Here is a 20,350-nt window from a genome sequence, read left to right as displayed (position 1 = left end):
CCGCGGGCCCGGGCCTCGGCCGCATGTCAGTCTCCACTCCGTCGGCGAACCGTCCATCGCCACCTTGCGCGAAGCGCCTCAAGGGGAAATGGGCAAGCCGTCGAATATCGCTGGAGGGGACCGTCGGCCGCACTCGTGCGAGGTCCGAGTGGCGGGACCGGCCGCCCCGACCGTACTTCTCCTCGGTCCGGCGGCGAAGGACGACGGCCCGAGGCCCTCAACCCGCGGACCGGGGCGGCTTCCCGGGGGCGACGCGGTGGCGGTGCACCTCCCGGACCCGTAGCCCGGGGCTGCCGTGTGCGGTGACCAGCGGGGTGTGGGGGGTGTGCACGGTTTCTCGTGTGGGCCCGGGTTGCTCATTGTCCGGTTGTCGGTGCCAGGCCGCGGTTGTGCAGGACGCGGCGTTCCACGGGGGAGAACAGTGTTGTTTCCACGGCCACGCCGACCGCCAGGATGAGCATCACCGAGGCCAGTACCAGGCTCAGCTCACCGTCCTGCCGGCCCGCGTCCAGGATCCGGCCGATGCCGGGCAGGGGGGTGGCGGTGATGAGTTCGGCCGTCATCAGGGCGCGCCAGCCGAAGGTCCAGCCCTGTCGCAGGGCGGTGACGAGGCCGGGCAGTGCGGCGGGGAGGAGGATGTGGACGGTGCCGGGCAGGCCGCCGGCGCCCATGGAGCGGCCGGCGCGCAGCAGTAGTGGGGGGATCCGGTCGACGGCGGCGGTGACGCCGGCGGTGATGGAGGGGACCGCGCCGAGGAGGACCACGGTGTAGACGGCGGCCTCGGAGTTGCCCAGGGCGATCACCGCGACCGGTACCAGGGCGGCGGCCGGCAGGGATTGCACGGCGGACAGGATGGGGCCCACGACCGTGCGCAGCGGCGCGACCCGGGTGAGCAGCAGCCCCAGGGGGACGCCGAGGGCGGCGGAGGCGGCGAAGCCGGTCAGGCAGCGCAGCAGGCTGTGGCCGAGGGCGGGGGGCAGGGTGCCGTCCGCCCAGGTGCCGGCCAGTTCGCCCCATACGGCGGCGGGGGCGGGCAGGGTCGCCGACCAGGTCAGGGTGTGGGCCGTCTGCCACAGGGCCAGGACCAGGGCGGCGGCGGCCAGCGGCGGCGCGGCCTTGGCCAGTATCCGGCGTGAGGTGGCGGCGGTGGCGGAGGCGGGGGACTCCAGGGCGTCCAGGCCGGACGCCATCTCGCCGGTGCCGCTGGGGCCGCCGGTGTTGCCGGGGCCGTCCGCGGTCCGTTCCGGGGCCCGGCCGGTGCTGTGCCCCGGGGGCTCGTGTCCGGGGTGCCGCCGGGGGTCCTCGGTGTCAGTGGCGGGCATGGCGGACGATCTCCTCGTGCAGGTGGCCGGTGATCTCCCGGGCGAGGGAGGTGACGGCGGTGTCCTCGATGCGGCGGGGGTGGGGGATGGCCACGTCCCACTGGTGTGCCACGCGTCCGGGGCGGGAGGACAGCAGTACGACGCGCCGGCCGAGCCGTACCGCCTCGCGTACGTTGTGGGTGACGAACAGCACGGTCAGTTCCCGTTCGCGCCACACGCGGGTCAGTTCCTCGTGGAGCAGGTCGCGGGTGATGGCGTCCAGCGCGGCGAAGGGTTCGTCCATCAGCAGTACCCGGCTGCCCTGGGCCAGGGAGCGGGCCAGGGCCACGCGCTGGCGCATTCCGCCGGAGAGCTGGTGGACCCGTTTGCCGTACGCGTCCGGCAGCCGGACCAGCCGCAGCAGTTCCTCGGCCCGGGTGCGTCGTTCGGTCCGGGGGGTTCCGGCCAGTTTCAGGGCGAGTTCGATGTTGCGGCCGGCGCTCAGCCAGGGGAAGAGGGCGTGGTCCTGGAACATCAGGGCGGGCCGGCCGTGCGGTACCCGTACCTGGCCGGAGGTGGGGTGGTCCAGGCCGGCCACCAGGTTCAGGAGGGTGGACTTGCCGCAGCCGGAGGCGCCCAGCAGGCAGACGAACTCGCCGGGGGCCGCCGTCAGGTCGATGGTGTCCAGCACCTGCTGGCGGGTGTGGGGGGAGGTGCCGAAGGACTTCGAGACACGGTCGAGCCGCACCGCGTACGGGGAGGCCTGCCCGGCCCCGGCCCCGGCGGCGGACGGCACCGGGACAGGGGTGGCGAGTTCGGTGGACACAGCGGGGTCCTCTCGTGGTTCGCCACCCTGTTCGGGCGGCTACGGCAGGGGGGAGCCGGCGTGTGCGGCGGGGACGTGCCGCGCTTCGGGGGCGTACGGGACGTCCCCGAAGCGCCGGCCGTACGGGTCGCGCTGGACGTGCCGGAGGTGCGGGTCGTGCGACCGGGTACCGGGCGTCACCGGTGGCGTCCCGCCAGCCCGCCCTGCCCGCTGCCCCGGACACCGCTGCCGATCCGGCCGCCGGTGTGGTCGAAGGTGGTGAAGGCGTCCTGCACGGTGGTGCCCGCAGTGCTCAGAAGTCCCATCCGTCCTCCTGTGGGGTGTCGTTCCCGGCTGCGTGCGCCGCCCCGTCGGCTCCGGTGAAGGCGTCGCCGGACATGCCGGCGGTGAGGGTGGCGCCGTCGGCGGGGTCGATGAGCAGGAAGGAGCCGGTGCGGCGGGAGCGGGTGTAGGGGTCCAGTGGCAGTGGTTCGGCGGTGCGGACCACGATCCGGCCGATGTCGTTGGCGGCCAGCTCGCCCGGTTCGGGGTGGGGGGAGAGGTCGTCCAGGGTCAGCCGGGAGCCGATCTCCTGGACGATCGCCTTGACGGTGCGGGTGGTGTGTTTGAGCAGTACCCGCCGGCCGGCCCGCAGCGGGGTGTCGTGCAGGTGGCAGACGGTGGCGGTGATGTCCCGGGTGGGGGTGGGGGCGTCGTCGGCCGGGGCGATCAGGTCGCCGCGGGAGACGTCGAGGTCGTCGGTCAGGCGGACGGTGACCGACTGCGGTGCCCAGGCGGCCCGGGCCGGCCGGCCGAGCGTGTCGATGGCCTCGATCACCGAGGTGCGGCCGGAGGGCAGCACCGTCACCGGCTGGCCCACGCGCAGCACGCCGGAGGCGAGCTGGCCGGCGTAGCCGCGGTAGTCGGGGTGCTCGGCGGTCTGCGGGCGGATGACGTACTGCACGGGCAGGCGGGCCACGTCCGCGGCCGGGGCGTGGTCGACCTCGACGGTCTCCAGGTGTTCGAGCACGGTGGGGCCGCTGTACCAGTCCATGTGCCCGGAGGGGGTGACCACGTTGTCGCCGGCCAGCGCCGAGATCGGGATCGCGGTGACCTCCGGCACGCCCAGCGAGGCGGCGTAGGCGGTGAACTGCTCGGCGATGGCCGCGAAGACGGGCTCGGCGTAGCCGGTCAGGTCCATCTTGTTGACGACCAGCGTCACGTGCGGCACCCGCAGCAGGGCGGCGACCGCGGCGTGGCGGCGGGTCTGTTCCACGATGCCGTTGCGGGCGTCGACCAGGACCAGGGCCAGGTCGGCGGTGGAGGCGCCGGTGACCATGTTGCGGGTGTACTGCACGTGGCCGGGGGTGTCGGCCAGGATGAACCGGCGGCGCGGGGTGGCGAAGTAGCGGTAGGCCACGTCGATGGTGATGCCCTGCTCGCGTTCGGCGCGCAGTCCGTCGGTCAGCAGCGCCAGGTCCGGGCCGGCGGCGCCGCGGTTGCGGGAGGCGTGCTCGACGGCCTCCAGCTGGTCGGCCAGGACCGATTTGGAGTCGTGCAGCAGCCGCCCGACCAGGGTGGACTTGCCGTCGTCGACCGAACCGGCGGTGGCGAAACGCAGCAGCGAGGTCTCCCGCAGCAGCCCGGCCGCCCCGGCGGTGGTTGCGGGGGTGGTTGCGGGGGTGGTGGTGGAAGTGGTGGTCATCGCTCAGAAGTACCCTTCGCGCTTGCGGTCCTCCATGGCGGCCTCCGACAGCTTGTCGTCGGCCCGGGTCGCGCCCCGCTCGGTCAGCCGGGAGGCCGCGATCTCCGCGATGACCTCCTCGATGGTGGCGGCGTCGGAGTCCACCGCCCCGGTACAGGACATGTCACCGACGGTGCGGTACCGCACCCGGCGCTCCCGCACCGTCTCACCCTCCCGCGGGCCGCCCCACCCGCCCGGCGCCAGCCACATCCCGTCCCGGCGGAAGACCGCACGGGTGTGGGCGTAGTAGATGGCCGGCAGCTCGATCCCCTCCCGCCCGATGTACTGCCACACATCCAGCTCCGTCCAGTTCGACAGCGGGAAGACCCGCACATGCTCACCCGGGGCGTGACGGCCGTTGTACAGCTGCCACAGCTCCGGGCGCTGACGGCGCGGATCCCAGCCGCCGAACTCGTCACGCAGGGAGAACACCCGCTCCTTGGCCCGGGCCTTCTCCTCGTCGCGCCGCCCGCCGCCGAACACCGCGTCGAAGCGGTTGGCCGCGATGGCGTGCAGCAGCGGCACGGTCTGCAGCGGATTGCGGGTGCCGTCCGCCCGCTCGCGCAGCTCCCCGCGGTCGATGAACTCCTGCACCGAGGCCACGTGCAGGCGCAGCCGGTGCCCGGCCACCACCCGGTCGCGGTAGTCGATCACCTCGGGAAAGTTGTGGCCGGTGTCCACGTGCAGCAACGCGAACGGCACCGGCGCCGGAGCGAACGCCTTCAGCGCCAGATGCAGCATCACGATGGAGTCCTTGCCACCGGAGAACAAGATCACCGGCCGCTCGAACTCACCCGCCACCTCCCGGAAGACATGCACCGCCTCCGACTCCAAAACGTCCAGATGACTCAGCGCGAAGGACGTGCCGGCCGCGTCGGCGGTCCGGTCCGGCGCGGCCGCGGGCCCGGTGGTCGGTTCGGCCGAGGTCGTCACGCCAGTCCCCTCTCGGCGAGCAGGGCGTGCAGCCGGGCGGCGGAGTCGGCCACCGGCTCGGTGTGCGCCTCGATCCGCAGATCGGGAGCGGCCGGCGCCTCGTAGGGGTCGTCCACCCCGGTCAGCCCGGAGAGCTGCCCCGCGGCCTGTCTGGCGTACAGCCCCTTCACATCACGCTCGGAGCACACCTCCACCGGGGTGGCCACATGCACCTCCAAAAACGCCGTGCCCTCCGCCTGGTGGCGCTTGCGCACCGCCTCGCGGCTGTCGGCGTACGGCGCGATCACCGGGACCAGCACGACGACGCCGTTGGCGGCCAGCTTCTGCGCCACGAATCCGATCCGGGTCACGTTGGTGTGCCGGTCCTCCCGGGAGAAGCCCAGGCCGGCGGAGAGGAACTCCCTGATCTCGTCACCGTCCAGCACCTCCACCCGGTGCCCCCCGTCGCGCAGCCGCCCCGCCAGGGCGCGGGCGATCGTGGTCTTGCCGGCGCTCGGCAACCCGGTCAGCCACACGGTGACGCCGCGCTCGCGGACGGCGTCTGCGGGGGCTGCCTCCGCGGCGGCCGGGGCGTGAGCTGTGGGCATGGTGATGCTCTCCCGATCGTGAGGTGCCGGACTGTTGGAACCGGCTTTGGCACCGGACATCGTCCGAGCCGGCCCGGACACCGGTCTGTCCGCGTACGCGTTCACGTCCCGCCGGCCCGCACCGGCCGGGCCGTCCACGGCGCCCGGAGCGCGCGGCGGGGGCGGGACCCGGCGCCGCCTCGCGGAATGCCGCCGGGCACGGCGGGCGACACGCGACGGTCCTTGGGGCGGGGGGACAAGGCGGCGGGGCTACTCAGGCGGTGGCGAACTCGGCCAGGGTCCGGCCGAGAACGTCCATGGAGATCCGGTGCCAGGATCCGGGCAGCTCCAGTGACCGGCCGTTGGGCAGGGCCGCCGCGGTCGCCTGCGCCGCCGCACGCAGCCAGGCACTGGTGTTGTCGCTGTTGAGGACCAGGGTCTGCGTCGTGTAGCCGGCGAGCCGGTCGACCGGGAGGCTGCAGTCGCCGCAGATCGCCAGGTCGTAGGCGAGCGTGTGGGCGTTGGCCTCGTTCACCGACCAGATCGGGCCCCTGCGCCACTCCGCGACCGTGTCCGGGGTCAGGCCCAGGAAGCTGCCGAGGAAATACTCGACCGCCTCCGTACGCCGATCCTCCTCCATCAGGACGCGGAGCGTCTTGGCGACGTTCCACGGGGGCTTCGGGTACCCGTCGACCCGGTAGCACGGCTCGTGCAGCGCCAGCCTGGCGATCGGGACGCCGGCGAGCGCCGCCTCGATCGCCAGGTTCGCGCCCGAGGAACCGGCGAACACCACCGCCGAGCCGCCGGCCTCCTGGACCACCGCCTCGAGGTCCTCGATCTCGCGCGCGACGGCGTACTCGGGGGAGTCGCCGCTCTCGCCGCGCCCCCGGCGGTCGTAGACGTAGGTGGTGCAGTGCGGCGCCAGTTCGGGAACGAGCGCGTCGAAGATGGTGTGGTCGCGGAACGAACCGTTGAGGAGCACGATCGGCGGGCCCTCGCCCTCCTTCTCGTAAGCGATCGTCGTGCCGTCCCGGGAAACGACCTTGCGCATCACGCACTCCTCACGCCGAACGGAGGTGCTCTCACCTCCCCGTCTGCCGGCATCTTCGAGCGGCTCGCTGGACCACCGGTCGAGGGCCGGTCGCGGGGCGGCACGGCCTTCGGCGCCCCGGCCCGGCGCCGTCAGCGGCGCGTCAGTCTTCCGGCAGCACCGGGTGCGACAGTGGAGCGGGACCGTACCGCCCCGCCCTGCCCGGGTCCCGGCGCGAGCCCCGGGTCAGCCACCCGTCCACCGCGCCGAGTCCCCGGCACGCCCGCCCCGGACGCACAGCGCCGGGCCGGGAACCCGGCCCCGCCCCAGGAGACGAACGATGACCGAGCCCCACCCGCCAGGCGAGGAGCTCTCCGCGACCGCCGGACGCGGGGCGGAGCAGTCGCGGAGGCTGCCACCGGCCGAGGGCCGACCGGGCCTGCTGACCCGGCACAGCCTCGGCTCCGGCGCCTCGCCCCGCACCGCGTCGCCCGCCGTCGGCCTCGACGGCCCGCTCGGCGTGGGCACCCCGCCCGGCCCTGCGGCCGGATCCGCCGACGCCCACGGACCGGAGACCGTCCCGGTCACCCCCCGGCAGCACGACCTGCTCCTGGACGCCCTTGCCCACCACGGCACCGGCCGCTATGTGGAGCAGTTGTCCTGGCGATGGCACGGCCCCCTGGACACCGACCGGTTCACCGCCGCCTGGCAGTCCGTGTTCGACCGCGAGGCCGTCCTGCGGGCCGCCTTCGACTGGGAGGCCGAGCCCCGCCTGGTGCTGCACGACGACGTGCCCGCCGAGGTCGTCCGGCATCCGGCCGGTTCCGTCGACTGGGACGAACTGATGGAGTGGGACCGGCTGCGCGGCTTCGACCTGCGCTCCCCGGGCCTGCTGCGGGCGACACTCCTGGACGAGGCGGCCGGTGAAGCCCGGCAGGCGGGCGGGGACACGGGCGGCACGCCCCCCGCTGTGCGGGTCCTGCTGACCTTCCACCACGCCCTGCTGGACGGCTGGGGCGTCTCCGTCCTGCTCCAGGAGTTCTACCGCGCCTACCTCGCCGGGGGCTTCCTGGCGGGCGGCGAGCGCCGGCCCGACATCCGGGACTACGCGCACTGGCTGAGGGAGCAGGACACCGCGCCCGCCCGGGAGTTCTGGTCCTCGGCGGTACCGGACGCCCCTCTCCTGGTGCGGCCCGCCGTTCCCGGTCCGGCCACCGGCCGGAGCGGTTCCGGCCGAGCCGAGGTCCGGATCGAGGCGGCGGACGCCCACCGGCTGTGCGCCTGGGCGGGGTCCTGCGCCACCACCGAGTCCAGCGTGCTGCAGGCCGTGTGGGCGCTCTTGCTGTACCGGGCGGGCGGTGCCACCGGCCCCGCCCCGGTCGGCTTCGGCGTCACCGTCTCCGGCCGCGGCATCGCCCTGGACGCCGTCGAGCGGCTGCCGGGCCTGCTGGTGAACTCGCTGCCCATGACCGTCCGGGTCGACCCGTCGGCCGCCGTCACCCGGCTGCTGACCGAACTGCGCGACCGGGCACTGGACATGGCCGCCTACGAATGGGTCTCCATCGGGCAGATCCAGCGGTGGAGCGGCCGACGGGCCGACGAGAAGCTCGCCGAGAGCCTCGTCGCCTTCGAGAACCGCCCGCGCGCCTGCGGCGGCCTGGAACCGGCGCTGGCCGCGCAGGGCATCGGCGTCGACCCGCCGGACGCGGTGGGCTCGCAGACCGCGTTCCCCGCCACTCTGCTCGCCCACCGCGACGTGGACGGCGCCCTCGTCCTGACCGCCGTCCACGACAGGACCCGGATCGCCGACGACGACGCCGAGCGGCTGGTCGGCCAGTGCGCGCGGCTGCTGCGTGAACTGCCCGGTCTCGCGGGCGGTTCCGCGACCGTCACCGACGTGCTGGCCGCGATCGCCGACGAGGAGCCCGCGCGGATGGCCGAGGCCTCCGGCCCGGCCGGCGACGCCGCCGCGGACGTCTCCTGACCGGACGGCCTGGCGAACACGGAGAAGCCGGGTGCCCGTGGCCGATTCGAGTCGTGCTCCAGGCACTTCGGCGAGGCTCGTGCGCAGCCAGGGCGTTCCTACCGACGGCGGCCGAGGAGGTGGACACACCATGCGGGACGGCTCGCCGGTCACGCTGTACTGCTTCGCGCACGCCGGTGCGGGCGTGTCCGGTTTCGCGCACTGGCGCGTCAGGACCGGCCCCGGGGTGTCCACCGTGCCGGTGCTGCTGCCCGGCCGGGACGCCCGGCGCCGCGAGCCCCGTGCGACCTCGCGCGCCGAACTGCTCGGCGCGCTCCTCGACCCGCTGGCCGACGAGGTCGCCGACGGCCGCCCGTACGTGCTGTACGGGCACAGCCTGGGCGGCATCGTCGCCTACACCCTCGCCCGCGCGCTCATGGACCGGGGGCTGCCCGTCCCGGCCCTCCTCGCCGTCGGCGCCAGCCCGGCACCGCACGCCGTGCCGCTGTGTCACGGCGAAGACATCACCGACGACCGGCTGCTGCGCTTCGTGGCCGACCTCGGCGCGGCGCCCGGCGGTGTGCTCGCCGACCCCGGCAGCGTCTGGCACCGCTCCGTGCTGCCCGTGCTGCGGGACGACCTCAAGCTGGCCGCCGCCCTGCGCGTCGCGGCCCTCGCCGACGCGGCGCACGGCCCGTTGACCGTGCCCGTCCTGGCCGTCGGCGGACAGGACGACCCCGTCGTCGGCGCGGCCTCGCTGGACGGCTGGGCGCGCTGGACCACCGGCAGGCTGGTCCGGCGCACCGTCCCCGGCGACCACTTCTTCGTCCGCGGCCCGCACGCACCCCGACTGGTCGGGCGCGCCTGCCGTGTGGTGCGCCGCACTCAGCTCATACCCGGGCTCGTACCTGGACTCATATCTGGAGGACAACAGTGAGGGACAACCGATGAGGCGGGTCGTCATCACCGGCATCGGGGTCGTGGCCCCGGGCGGCGTGGGCACCCGGGCGTTCTGGGACACACTGACCGCGGGCCGCACCGCCACACGCGGCATCACCCTGTTCGACGCGTCCCCGTTCCGCTCGCGCATCGCAGCCGAGGCGGATTTCGATCCGGCCGCACACGGATTCGGTCCCGCCGAGGCCGCCCGCCTCGACCGCGCCGTACAGTTCGCCCTCGTCAGCGCCCGGGAAGCAGTCGAGGACAGCGGCCTGACCGGCGCGCTCGACCCGGTGCGCACCGGCGTCACCCTCGGCAGCGCCGTCGGCTGCACCACCGGCCTCGATCACGAGTACAGCGTGGTCAGCGAGAGCGGCAGCACCTGGGAGGTCGACCACACCCGCGCGGTCGCCCACCTCTTCGACTACTTCGTGCCCAGCTCCATGGCCGCCGAGGTGGCCCGCGAGGTGGGTGCCCAGGGACCGGTCTCACTGGTCTCCACCGGCTGCACCTCGGGCCTGGACTCCATCGGGCACGCCGTCGAACTGATCCACGAGGGCAGCGCCGACGTGATGGTGACCGGCGCGACCGAGGCGCCGATCTCCCCGATCACCGTGGCCTGTTTCGACGCCATCAAGGCCACCAGCCCGCGCAACGACGAGCCGGAGACCGCCTCCCGTCCCTTCGACCGCTCCCGCAACGGCTTCGTGCTCGGCGAGGGTTCGGCCGTCCTGGTCCTGGAGGAGTTCGAACACGCCCGCCGACGCGGCGCCCACGTCTACGCGGAGATCGCCGGGTTCGCCGGGCGCAGCAACGCCTACCACATGACCGGTCTGAGGTCCGACGGCGTGGAGATGGCCGAGGCGATCCGCGCGGCGCTCGACGAGGCCCGCCTGGACGCCACCGCCGTCGACTACATCAACGCCCACGGCTCCGGCACCAAGCAGAACGACCGGCACGAGACCGCCGCGTTCAAGCGCAGCCTCGGCGAACACGCCTACCGGGTACCCGTCAGCTCCATCAAGTCCATGATCGGCCACTCGCTCGGCGCGATCGGCTCGCTGGAGGTGGCCGCCTGCGCCCTGGCCATCGAGCACGACGTCGTGCCGCCGACGGCGAACCTGCACGAGGCCGACCCGGCCTGCGACCTCGACTACACCCCGCTCACAGCGCGCGAGCAGCGCACGGACACCGTGCTGAGCGTCGGCAGCGGCTTCGGCGGCTTCCAGAGCGCCATGGTCCTGACCCGGCCGCGACTTCAGGAGACGGCATGACCACAGCCACAACCGACCGTTTCGCCGTCCGGCCGGGCGCCCCCGCCACCGCCGCTCCCGTCGTCACCGGTATCGGGGTCGCCGCTCCCAACGGGCTGGGCACCGAGGCGTGGTGGGCGGCGACCCTGCGCGGCGAGAGCGGCATCCGCCCGGTGACCCGCTTCGACGCCTCCCGCTACCCGGTGCGCATCGCCGGCGAGGTCCCCGGCTTCGTCGACGAGGACCACCTGTCCGGCCGGCTGCTGCCGCAGACCGACCGGGTCACCCGGCTGTCGCTGGCCGCGGCCAAGGAGACCCTCGACGACTCCGGCACCGATCCCGCCGCGCTGCCCGAGTACGGCGCCGGCGTGGTCACCGCCTCCTCCGCGGGCGGCTTCGAGTTCGGGCAGCGCGAGCTGCAGGCACTGTGGTCCAAGGGCGGGCAGCACGTCAGCGCCTACCAGTCCTTCGCCTGGTTCTACGCAGTGAACACCGGCCAGATCTCCATCCGGCACGGGCTGCGCGGTTCCAGCGGCGTCATCGTCACCGAGCAGGCCGGAGGCCTGGACGCGGTGGCCCAGGCCCGGCGACAGATCCGCAAGGGCACCCCTTTGATGATCACCGGCGGCGTCGACTCGGCGCTGTGTCCGTGGGGCTGGGCTGCCCACCTTGTCACGGACGAGCTGAGCCGGGTCACCGACCCCGCCCGCGCCTACCTGCCCTTCGACGCCGCGGCCTGCGGCCACGTGGTCGGCGAGGGCGGCGCCCTGTTCGTCCTGGAGAACGCCGACGCGGCCCGCGAGCGCGCCGCCCGCGCGTACGGTGCGTTCGCCGGATACGCGGCCACCTTCGACGGTCCCGGCACCCCGCGCCTGGGCGACGCCGCCCGGCTGGCCCTCGCCGACGCCGGGGTGCGCCCCGACGAGATCGGCGTGGTGTTCGCCGACGCGGCCGGTGACCGCGCCGCCGACCGCGCCGAGGCAGAGGCGCTCGCCGCCCTGTTCGGGCCGCGCGGCGTCCCGGTGACCGCGCCGAAGTCGATGACCGGACGGCTGCTCGCCGGCGGGGCCTCCCTCGACGTGGCCGCCGCCCTGCTGTCCCTGCGCGACCAGGTCATCCCGCCGACCACCGGGACCGCCGAGCCCGCCGCCGACTGCCCTGTCGATCTCGTCACCACACCCCGCGAGACCCCCCTCCGCCACGCCCTCGTCCTGGCCCGCGGCCGGGGCGGTTTCAACTCGGCCGCCGTACTGAGCGCGGGATGATCCAGCCCGGGTCCGTCCGCCGGGGACCCGGGGTGTGGGAGAAGCACGCGGTGACCTCTCCCGCCGCCGCGTGGCCGGCTCTCCCCCCGCACGTGTGTCACCGACGGGCGACACACGTGGCGAGATCGCCCTGACATCACGCCGGGCCTTCCCCTTTTTCCGTCCGTTCGGTCCCCCGGACCGAACGGACGGTCCGGTTTCCGGGCCGTGCTCGAAGCCCCCCCGGCAAGCGCCCGCAACCGCTGACCACCTGTGACCCCGCGAACGGACGGCAGAGCCCGATCGGGCCCCGTAGCCGCAAGGTGAGGTCCCGCGCTCACGGAGAGCACATCCGGCCGCCACCCCACCGCGCCCTGGCCGGCCCGACCGTGCGCTCCCCATGGCACGAGCGCCGGCGGGGCAGGACACGCCCCGTCCGGAGCCCCGGTACGCCCTGCGAAGAGTCCGGTGCGGCCCGGACCGGAGGCCGCCAGCCGGTGCTCGCGTCCTGTTTCCAGCAGGACGCGAGCACCGGTTGAGTGCCTCGGCCGACGGTGGCTGCTGGGAGGAAGCGTTGTGAACGGTACACACGAAAGCGATCGTGCCGGTTCTCCGGGTTCCGCACAGGGCCGCCGATGACAAGCAGCCGAGCCGGGTGGAAAGCCCCGGTGAGCAGCGGGCACACGGCCATCTGCCTCGTCGGTGCCGGGCCGCGAGGCCTGTCGGTGCTGGAACGGCTCTGCGCACGTGAACGCAGATCCCCGCGCTGGGACGCGATCACCGTGCACATCGCCGACCCCGCCCCCGCAGGCGCGGGCGGGGTGTGGCGGCCCTCGCAGTCCCGGCACCTGCTGATGAACACCGTCGCCTCACAGGCCACGGTGTACACCGACGCCAGCGTCAACATCGACGGGCCGCTGGAAGAGGGGCCGAGCCTGTACCAGTGGGCCAGGGCCGTGGGGTCCGGCGTGCTCATCCCCGGCCCCCACCTGGCCTACGACGACAAGATCCTCGCCGAGGCACGGGACGTGGGGCCGGACACGTACCCCACCCGCGCCCTGTACGGCCAGTACCTGAGGTGGGCGTTCCAGCGGATCACCGCGGACGCGCCCGCACACATGGAGGTGCGTGTGCATCCCGTGCGGGCGGTGGCCCTGGAGGACGGCGAGGACACCGGAACGGGCGGCAGGGGCCTGCAGACGGTGGTACTGGAGAACGGCACCCGGCTGGCCGGACTCAGCGCGGTGGTCCTGTCCCAGGGGCACGTGCCGGCCCGGCTCGCCGCGGCCGAACGGGAACTGGCCGACTTCGCCGGCCGGCACGGCCTCACCTACCAGCCCCCGGCCAACCCGGCGGACGTCGACCTGTCGTCCGTCGCGCCGGGCGAGCAGGTGCTGCTGCGCGGTCTGGGCCTGAACTTCTTCGACTACATGGCGTTGTTCACGTACGGCCGGGGCGGTGCCTTCGAACGCCGGGGCGGCCGGCTCGTCTACCGACCCTCGGGCCGCGAGCCACGCCTGTACGCCGGATCGCGGCGCGGCGTGCCCTACCACGCGCGCGGCGAGAACGAGAAGGGCGCCCACGGCCGCTACACCCCCCGGCTGCTGACGGCCGAGCACATCGCCGCACTGCGTGCGTCCGCCACCGGGACGCGACGGCTGCGTTTCGGCGACGATCTGTGGCCGCTGATCGCGCGGGAGGTGCAGTGCGTCTACTACGAGGCCGTACTGACCGCACGCGGCGACGATCCGGACCGGGTGGCCCGGTTCGCCGCCCGGTACCTGCGCGCCGCACCGGGCCCGCGGGAGGACCTTCTCCTGCGGGACGCGGGCATCGCCCCGAACGACCGCTGGGACTGGGAACGCATCGCCCGCCCCTACGGCAGCCGCGCCTTCACCGACCTGCCCTCGTTCCGCGAATGGCTGCGCGGACACCTGGACGACGATGTGCGCGAGGCCCGCCGCGGCAACGTCAGCGGCCCGCTCAAGGCGGCTCTGGACGTACTGCGCGACCTGCGCAACGAGGTGCGGCTCGCCGTCGACCACGCCGGCCTCGACGCCGCCTCGCACCGCGACGAACTGGACCGGTGGTACACACCGCTCAACGCCTACCTGTCGATAGGACCGCCCGCCTCGCGTGTCGAGGAGATGGCCGCGCTCATGGACGCGGGAGTCCTGGACGCCACGGGCCCCGGCATGCGCGTGACCGCCGGCGTCCTCGCCCCGGAAGGCCCCCGTTTCACCGCGACGTCGAGCCAGATCCCCGGCGTGCGGATACGGGCCACCACGCTGATCGAGTGCCGACTGCCCGGGAACGATCTGCGCCGCACCGCGGATCCGCTGATGAACCAGTTGCTGCGCACCGGGCAGTGCCGCCCCTACCGCATCCCCGGCAGCGACGCAGAGGAATACGAGACCGGAGGCCTGGCCGTCTCCGCGCGGCCCTACCACCTGGTGGACGCCCACGGCGCGGCACATCCGCGGCGCTTCGCCCACGGCGTTCCCACCGAGTCGGTGCACTGGGCGACCGCGGCGGGGATCAGACCCGGCGTCGGCTCGGTCACGCTGGAGGACTCCGACGCCATCGCAGCGGCCGTCCTCGCCCTCCCCGCCCTGCCGGTCGTCTCCCCGCCGCAAACGGCCGCGAAGGCCCGGTCCCTCGCGGCCGCCTCCAGGACCACCACCAGTGCAAGGATCACCGCATGACGACGACACAGAACCCACCGTCCGGTGGGGCGCACTCCGGCTTCCCGGAAACCGGGCTGCTCTGCCCGGTCTGGGCAGGCACCCCCGTCGAGGCGGCGGTGAGCGACACCGCCTGGCTGCAGGCGATGCTGGACGCGGAGGCGGCCCTGGCCCGCGCCCAGGCGCGCTGCGGAACGATTCCCCAGGCCGCGGCCGAGACGATCACGGCCGCGGCACGCGCGGAGAACCTCGACCCGCGCGAACTGGCGCTGGCCGCACGCCGGACCGCGAACCCGGTGGTCGGCCTGGTCGGAGAACTGCGGGCGGTGGTGGCCGCCCGCTCGCCCGAGGCCGCCGAGTACGTACACCGGGGCTCCACCAGTCAGGACGTCTTCGACACCGGCGCGATGCTGGTGGCCGCCCGGTCACTGCGGCTGATCGTGGCCGACCTGCGGGACGTGGCCGAGGCACTGGCCGTCCTCGCCGCCGGGCACCGCGACACCGTGATGGCGGGCCGCACCCTCACCCTCCACGCCGTGCCCACCACATTCGGGCTCAAGGCGGCCGGCTGGCGGCACCTGGTCCTGGACGCGGCCGAGCGGCTGCGGCACGTCGCGGAACACGGGCTGCCCGTCTCCCTGGGCGGTGCGGCAGGAACACTGGCGGGCTACCTCCAGCACGCGGGACCGGGCAGCACCCGCGAAAGCGTCCTGGACGACCTGACCGGCGCTTTCGCGGACGAGACCGGCCTGGCCGTCCCCACCCTGCCCTGGCACGCGCTGCGCACCCCCCTCGCCGACCTCGGCGCGGCCCTCGCCCACACCACCGGGGCCCTCGGCAAGATCGCCGCGGACGTGCAGGTACTGACCCGTACCGAGGTCGGTGAGGTGGCCGAGCCCGCGGCGGCGGGCCGGGGCGCGTCGTCGGCGATGCCGCACAAGCGCAACCCCGTCCTCGCCACGCTGGTCCGCTCGGCCGCGCTGCAAGTGCCCGCCCTCGCCTCCATCCTGACCCAGTGCCTGGTCACCGAGGACGAACGCGCGGCAGGTGTGTGGCACGCCGAGTGGCAGCCGCTGCGCGACTGCCTGCGGCTGGCCGGCGGTGCCGCGCACACCACCGTCGAGATGGCCCGAGGGCTCGTAGTCCACCCCGAACGCATGCGCGCCAACCTCGGGGCGACCGGCGGGCAGATCGTCTCCGAGCGCCTCAGCGCGGTACTCGCACCCCGCCTGGGTACGGCGGAGGCCAGGGAACTGCTGACCCGGGCGTCCCAGCAGGCGGCGGCGGCCTCCCGGCCGCTGGCCGACGTCCTGGCCGAACTCCCCTCGCTGAAGGCCGCGTTCACCAAGGACGAGCTGGTCGAGCTGCTGGACCCGGCCGGATACACCGGCGCGGCCGGACCCCTGGTCGACCAAGCGCTGACCCGGCCCTTCGACCCACCGGAGGCCGCGGGGACCGCACGGTGAAACAGCTCCGCCCCGGTCATGGCGGTACGGCTGGCGCGCTGCGAACAGTCCGCCCGACGGCCGAGCCGTCCCCGGCAGGCGAGCCCACCGGCCGGGGACGGCCGCACCGGGTACCTCCACGACGGCATCGGCATGACACGGACACACCTCGGCGCGCCCACGAACGACAGGACCAGCCTCCCACCGGTCTCGCCGTCCGCCGCGAACGCTGACCTGTACCCCGGACGCCCGGCGTCTCCGGGGGCGACTCGCTCCGGCTGCCCTCACCCGGTTCCGCAGGGTCTCGGGGCTGCCCCCAGACCGGCGGCGGCTACCTGCCGGATCGTCGCCTCGGGCCGTCACCGGTACGACGCGGCCGCGTCCGCCCGCCTTCCCCGTTGCACCGCGGGTGGTGAAGGCAGGCCGCATCCGGGAAGCCCTTGCCCGGGCAGCCGAGCAGAGGGCTCTGCGCCGTCCATGGTGCAGAGCCCTCACATACGGCGACCCAGGTCAGTCGTCGTCTTCCTCCGCGGGCTGCTGAAGCAGCTCGATGAGCTTCCCCAGCTTCTCCGGCGCCATGTTGTCCCGGAGGATCAAGCACACCTCGCCAGGACTGTCCCACGGCATCCGGACAGCGGCGGGCCGGGACGGCCGGACATCAGGGGCCGAGAACGCCGCGGGCTGTACGGGAACAGCCGGGGCGCTGCCGCTGTCGGGCTCAGCGATGTCCCGAGCGGGTTGGTCCGGATCCGTTGCCGCTGCAGCGGGGCCGGCCCCCTCTATTACGTCGTAATGAGACTCCTCCACCGGCGGGGGCGCCTGCTTCTTCGCGGCGCCCTTGGCGGCCTGCTTGCGGGTCCGCTCCTCCTTCAGCCGCGCCAGTTCACGCTCCTGCCGCTCGGGTGGCTTCTTCCCCACCGCACGCAGCAGGTCCACCGGCTCCGCACCGCTCTCCAGACGCCTCTGCAGTTCAGGAGTCAGGGACAGCAGTGCCAGGCGTTGGGAGACCCAGCCCTGGGACCGGTGGAGCCGCTTGGCGAGCTTGTCCTGGGTGCCGTGGACCTCCAGCAGCTTCTTCAGCGCCCGGGCTTCGTCCAGCGGGTCGAGGTCCTGGCGGTGGATGTTGGCCACCAGAGCGGACTCCAGCAGCTCGTCCGGGTCGCCACCGAGGGACTCGTCCATCATGACCCGCAGTGATGAGAGGCCGGCCTGCCGGGCAGCAGCCAGGCGGCAGTTGCCGTCGATGACGACGTAGGCGGCCCGCGGCTCGAGTTCGTCCTCCCGGCCGGGATTGGCCGCCAGGTACGCCTCACGGGACATGATCGTCACCGCGGACTTCTGCCCGTGGTCCCGCAGCGACGCGGCAAGGTCGGTGACATCCGGCAGTGAGTCGCGAGGGTTGTCCGGATTATGGCTCAGCAGATGCAGGGCCAGCCGGGTCGGCCCGTCGTCACTGCCGCCCAGAACCTTCTCCGCAACCCGCCCGCGGGCACTGCGGGCCGTTCCGGCACGGCCGAATGCCGACGAAGCCCCCAGCAGATCAGCCTTGCCACTCACGACGCGGACCCCGCGATCTGCCGCATCGCCTCAGCCTGGTCACAGCGAGGCGCATAGCTCAGCAGCGGCTTGCCCATGCGGACCGCCTCACGCTGCTCCTTCAGATCACCGATGACCGCCAGCACCGGCGGATCTCCCAGAGACCTCCACTGCTGGAGGCTGGACGTGGCGACGAACCCTCGCCTGGAGTCGTACAGGTTCACCACCAGACCGAGGTAGTCCAGCTCCAGTTCGAGATCCTCCTTCAGCGACTCGATCTGGTCGGTGAGCATCGCGTAGGCGGTGGCGGAAGAATCCTCGGCGAGGACGGGGATGATGACGCCGGAGGTGCCCACGGGTTCTCCGTCACGGCGCCGCCCGTAGTAGATGGCGGCGTCCATCGCGATCCCCAGCGACGGCGGACAGTCGATGACGACGATGTCGAAGTCCGCCTCCAGCGGCTCCAGAGCCCGTTCAAGCGTGGTCTCCCGCCGACGGATGCGGGTGTTGGTGGCGATCTTCGCATCCAGGAGGAAACCGTCGAAACACGCGGGCAGTATCTGGAGCCGCTTGCCGAACCGGTCATCCTCGAACGTGACCAGCAGATCACGCAGATCCGCCTTGCCCTCAGCACACATATGGGCCACCAGGCTGTCCTCGCCCGGAGGGATCTGGGCAATGCCGAGCTGCTCACTCAGGTGCCCCTGAGGGTCGTAGTCGACCAGGAGAACTCGCTTGCCCGCTTCGGCATACGCCTGGGCAACGCCGGCAGCGATGGCGGTCTTGCCCACCCCGCCCTTCTGATTACAGACGACCTTCCGCTGCGGCCCGGTGTGAGGTTGCTGCCCCGGAGAGGGGTGAGTGTCCAGCCAGAGACGCACCGACTGGGCCAGGCCCTGGGTGTAGGAGACGCCGCGGGTGGTGCAGTCTGCCTTGAACTGGTCGTACAGACCGACAGGAAGCCAGGTGGAGAAGGACTCGGCGCCGGCGGTGTCAACGGCCGGGCAGGGGCCGCTGCCCGCGCGCCAGGCGTGGATGCCTTCGCTGACCGCGTCCTGGATGTCGATGCCGTGCTCGGCCGTGCGGACCTTGAGTTCTTGACGGAGGCCGGCCGGGAGCTTGGACGCTACCTTTTCCCGGCTACCGTCGAGGTACGGAGATGCCATGACGTCACCATACTGACGTGGTGGTTGGTTGAGGAGCATCAGGGGCCATGTTTCACCCTCTGGAGCTGTTCCTCATTACGACGTAATAGTGGTCGCCGACCGGCAGTCGGTGCGGGCACCGGACCGCTGCTGGGTCGCGGACTTCACTCATGTCGCGGCCTGGGCCGGCACCATCTACGTCGCGTTCGTCGTCGACACCTTCTCCCGCCGGATCGTCGGCTGGCCCGCGGCGTCGACCAGCCAGGCCGAACTGGTTCTGTCCGCGCTGGAGATGGCCCTGTGGCAGCGCGACCGCACCGGCAGCCCGATCCGGCCCGGCGAGCTGGTGCCTCACTCGGATGCCGGAAGCCGGTACACATCGTTCGCCCCGGCCGCCCACCTTTCCCGGGCCGGCATCCCCCTTGGTCGGCTCCGTCGATCAGCGTTTGCGGCGGGCAGCGAGGTCGATGGGAGGCTCAAGCGCCCTCTGCCGCTGAGCAGCCCTCCGCTGCTTCTCCCTCTCGTACTGGGCGATCTGCTCCTCGTACCGCTCCTGGAAGTCGGGGCGGTCGAAGCGGTCGCCGTCGTCCAACGCCGCAATCGCCTGGAGCTGCTCGGCGGGCGTGCGGAAACCGGCGATGAGAGGGCTGAGCCGGTAGGCGCCGTTGCCTTCCTTCCACACCATCCGGGCGAACGTCAGATGCTGCAGGGCCCGGGTGACCTTGGGCCGGGTGATGCCGAGTTCCTCAGCGATCGTGCCGTGAGTGACCAGGCAGCGCCCCCCCGGCTCCTGGCGACCCAGCAGGTGCAGCAGCACCGGGTAGGCGGCCGGCGACATCCCGCGCGGAGTGAAGACCAGAGCGTTGTTGGCCGTCCAGACGTACTCAGGGGCCGAAGGCTCCACGGCGATCGTCATGACGTCCCATCCTTCGTCTTGCGCGCCCGGCGGGTCTGAGCGCGGACTTTGTCCTCCCGAGGCGGCTTCTCTGCCGGGTCGGGAAGCTCCCGCAGCTCCCGGAACACCTCAGGCAGGTTCGGGTTGTCCGCGATGTCGTCCAGGAGCGCCAACTGGTCGACCTTCATTGTGCCTTGTGTCTTCATACCCGGCTCAGGCTCGACCGGCACCCGGCCGCCCTTGAGCGACAACCGCGGGTGCAACTGGTACACCCCGGGCTTGACCCGGGCCACCAGTCCGATCCGCCCGGCCTCCTTCAACGAGCGGGAGATCTGCGACTGCCGCACGCCCAGCAGCTCGGCGAGACGAACCTGAGTGGCCTGAACGGCCCCGCCAGGCTTCTGCATCCCCATCATCCGGACAACCAGCCGCAGGGAGACGATGTCGTCCCGGTAGTAGTCCGCCAGCCAGCACAGGAAGACCTGACTGTCCATCACGAAGTCGCCATCGAGAAACCCGTCGCTGGTGACCGGCGGCTCGACCGCGGCCCGGTACCCGTCGGGGAGGTTCACGACGTTCGCGCGCCGCAGCGCGCCGGGCTGCCGGAAGGCGCTGGGCGGAGGTGGCGGAAGCGCGGACGGTGCTGGCCGCCGTCGCGGCTGCTTCTTCGGCTGTGCAGTCATCGCGGGGGGTGGCTCCTCACGCGTCGGTTGAACCCGGCAGCGGCAGCATACGGGATTGTCCCCCGGGTGCACTTTCATGTTCCCCAGATGCACTTTCCGCGTGTCGTTATCACCCCCTGGTGATAAACCAAACCCCCTTGCGCCTCGCGCTCCGCTCATGTATAGCAGCCCGGATGTACCCCAG

The 20,350-nt window shown here is 73.1% G+C and carries 17 protein-coding genes and 1 pseudogene; 7 read left to right on the top strand and 11 right to left on the bottom strand.

Annotated features, from left to right (window positions below):
- Positions 1–356 precede the first annotated feature (356 nt).
- The 7 genes from ACGRHY_RS29515 to ACGRHY_RS29485 form a co-directional block, all read right to left on the bottom strand.
- Complete coding sequence (locus ACGRHY_RS29515) at positions 357–1,322, bottom strand: ABC transporter permease (protein ID WP_394638728.1); 966 nt, start codon at positions 1,320–1,322, stop codon at positions 357–359.
- On the bottom strand, positions 1,309–2,127 hold the full coding sequence (locus ACGRHY_RS29510; protein WP_394638727.1) for an ABC transporter ATP-binding protein: 819 nt from the start codon (positions 2,125–2,127) through the stop codon (positions 1,309–1,311). The genes ACGRHY_RS29515 and ACGRHY_RS29510 overlap by 14 nt, the downstream gene beginning before the upstream one ends.
- 176 nt (positions 2,128–2,303) lie before the next feature.
- Positions 2,304–2,432 carry a hypothetical protein gene (locus tag ACGRHY_RS29505; RefSeq protein WP_394638726.1) on the bottom strand — a complete coding sequence of 43 codons (129 nt, stop codon included), beginning with the start codon at positions 2,430–2,432 and terminating at the stop codon, positions 2,304–2,306.
- Positions 2,420–3,811 (bottom strand): sulfate adenylyltransferase subunit 1, encoded by a 1,392-nt coding sequence (locus ACGRHY_RS29500; RefSeq protein ID WP_394638725.1) that lies wholly within the window; start codon positions 3,809–3,811, stop codon positions 2,420–2,422. Before ACGRHY_RS29500 ends, ACGRHY_RS29505 begins: the two co-directional genes overlap by 13 nt.
- A gap of 3 nt (positions 3,812–3,814) precedes the next feature.
- On the bottom strand, positions 3,815–4,783 hold the full coding sequence (gene cysD, locus ACGRHY_RS29495) for a sulfate adenylyltransferase subunit CysD (protein ID WP_394634146.1): 969 nt from the start codon (positions 4,781–4,783) through the stop codon (positions 3,815–3,817).
- On the bottom strand, positions 4,780–5,370 hold the full coding sequence (cysC, locus tag ACGRHY_RS29490; protein ID WP_394638724.1) for an adenylyl-sulfate kinase: 591 nt from the start codon (positions 5,368–5,370) through the stop codon (positions 4,780–4,782). Before cysC ends, cysD begins: the two co-directional genes overlap by 4 nt.
- Positions 5,371–5,623: 253 nt before the next feature.
- On the bottom strand, positions 5,624–6,400 hold the full coding sequence (locus ACGRHY_RS29485; protein WP_394638723.1) for an alpha/beta fold hydrolase: 777 nt from the start codon (positions 6,398–6,400) through the stop codon (positions 5,624–5,626).
- A 319-nt stretch (positions 6,401–6,719) separates the two neighbouring features.
- Between ACGRHY_RS29485 and ACGRHY_RS29480 the strand changes: the two genes are divergently transcribed.
- The 6 genes from ACGRHY_RS29480 to ACGRHY_RS29455 all read left to right on the top strand — a co-directional run bounded on the left by ACGRHY_RS29480 (position 6,720) and on the right by ACGRHY_RS29455 (position 15,928).
- Positions 6,720–8,363 carry a condensation domain-containing protein gene (locus ACGRHY_RS29480; protein ID WP_394638722.1) on the top strand — a complete coding sequence of 548 codons (1,644 nt, stop codon included), beginning with the start codon at positions 6,720–6,722 and terminating at the stop codon, positions 8,361–8,363.
- Between the two features lie 130 nt (positions 8,364–8,493).
- Complete coding sequence (locus ACGRHY_RS29475; RefSeq protein WP_394638721.1) at positions 8,494–9,279, top strand: thioesterase II family protein; 786 nt, start codon at positions 8,494–8,496, stop codon at positions 9,277–9,279.
- Positions 9,280–9,289: 10 nt separating this feature from the next.
- Positions 9,290–10,555, top strand: coding sequence for a beta-ketoacyl-[acyl-carrier-protein] synthase family protein (locus ACGRHY_RS29470; RefSeq protein WP_394638720.1), 1,266 nt, complete (start codon positions 9,290–9,292; stop codon positions 10,553–10,555).
- Positions 10,552–11,799 (top strand): ketosynthase chain-length factor, encoded by a 1,248-nt coding sequence (locus tag ACGRHY_RS29465; RefSeq protein WP_394638719.1) that lies wholly within the window; start codon positions 10,552–10,554, stop codon positions 11,797–11,799. The genes ACGRHY_RS29470 and ACGRHY_RS29465 overlap by 4 nt, the downstream gene beginning before the upstream one ends.
- Before the next feature lie 647 nt (positions 11,800–12,446).
- Positions 12,447–14,483 (top strand): FAD/NAD(P)-binding protein, encoded by a 2,037-nt coding sequence (locus ACGRHY_RS29460; protein WP_394638718.1) that lies wholly within the window; start codon positions 12,447–12,449, stop codon positions 14,481–14,483.
- Positions 14,480–15,928, top strand: coding sequence for a nitrosuccinate lyase (locus ACGRHY_RS29455; protein ID WP_394638717.1), 1,449 nt, complete (start codon positions 14,480–14,482; stop codon positions 15,926–15,928). The genes ACGRHY_RS29460 and ACGRHY_RS29455 overlap by 4 nt, the downstream gene beginning before the upstream one ends.
- A gap of 489 nt (positions 15,929–16,417) precedes the next feature.
- Here the strand turns inward: ACGRHY_RS29455 and ACGRHY_RS29450 are convergent, their stop codons facing one another.
- Both ACGRHY_RS29450 and ACGRHY_RS29445 read right to left on the bottom strand, forming a co-directional pair.
- Positions 16,418–17,464, bottom strand: a complete 1,047-nt coding sequence (locus ACGRHY_RS29450) for a ParB/RepB/Spo0J family partition protein (protein ID WP_394638716.1) — start codon at positions 17,462–17,464, stop codon at positions 16,418–16,420.
- Positions 17,461–18,609, bottom strand: a complete 1,149-nt coding sequence (locus ACGRHY_RS29445; RefSeq protein WP_394638715.1) for a ParA family protein — start codon at positions 18,607–18,609, stop codon at positions 17,461–17,463. Before ACGRHY_RS29445 ends, ACGRHY_RS29450 begins: the two co-directional genes overlap by 4 nt.
- A gap of 88 nt (positions 18,610–18,697) precedes the next feature.
- Between ACGRHY_RS29445 and ACGRHY_RS29440 the strand changes: the two are divergent.
- A pseudogene (locus ACGRHY_RS29440) lies at positions 18,698–18,994 on the top strand (DDE-type integrase/transposase/recombinase); the annotation flags it as partial.
- Between the two features lie 33 nt (positions 18,995–19,027).
- Here ACGRHY_RS29440 and ACGRHY_RS29435 read toward each other — a convergent pair.
- Both ACGRHY_RS29435 and ACGRHY_RS29430 read right to left on the bottom strand, forming a co-directional pair.
- Positions 19,028–19,504, bottom strand: coding sequence for a hypothetical protein (locus ACGRHY_RS29435; RefSeq protein WP_394638714.1), 477 nt, complete (start codon positions 19,502–19,504; stop codon positions 19,028–19,030).
- Complete coding sequence (locus ACGRHY_RS29430; protein WP_394638713.1) at positions 19,501–20,166, bottom strand: hypothetical protein; 666 nt, start codon at positions 20,164–20,166, stop codon at positions 19,501–19,503. The genes ACGRHY_RS29435 and ACGRHY_RS29430 overlap by 4 nt, the downstream gene beginning before the upstream one ends.
- Positions 20,167–20,350 lie beyond the last annotated feature (184 nt).

The organism is Streptomyces shinuiensis (genome assembly GCF_043660855.1).
GTDB lineage: Bacteria > Actinomycetota > Actinomycetes > Streptomycetales > Streptomycetaceae > Streptomyces.
The sequence above is the reverse complement of the archived record's forward strand: the minus strand, read 5'-3'. Positions and strand labels throughout refer to the sequence as shown.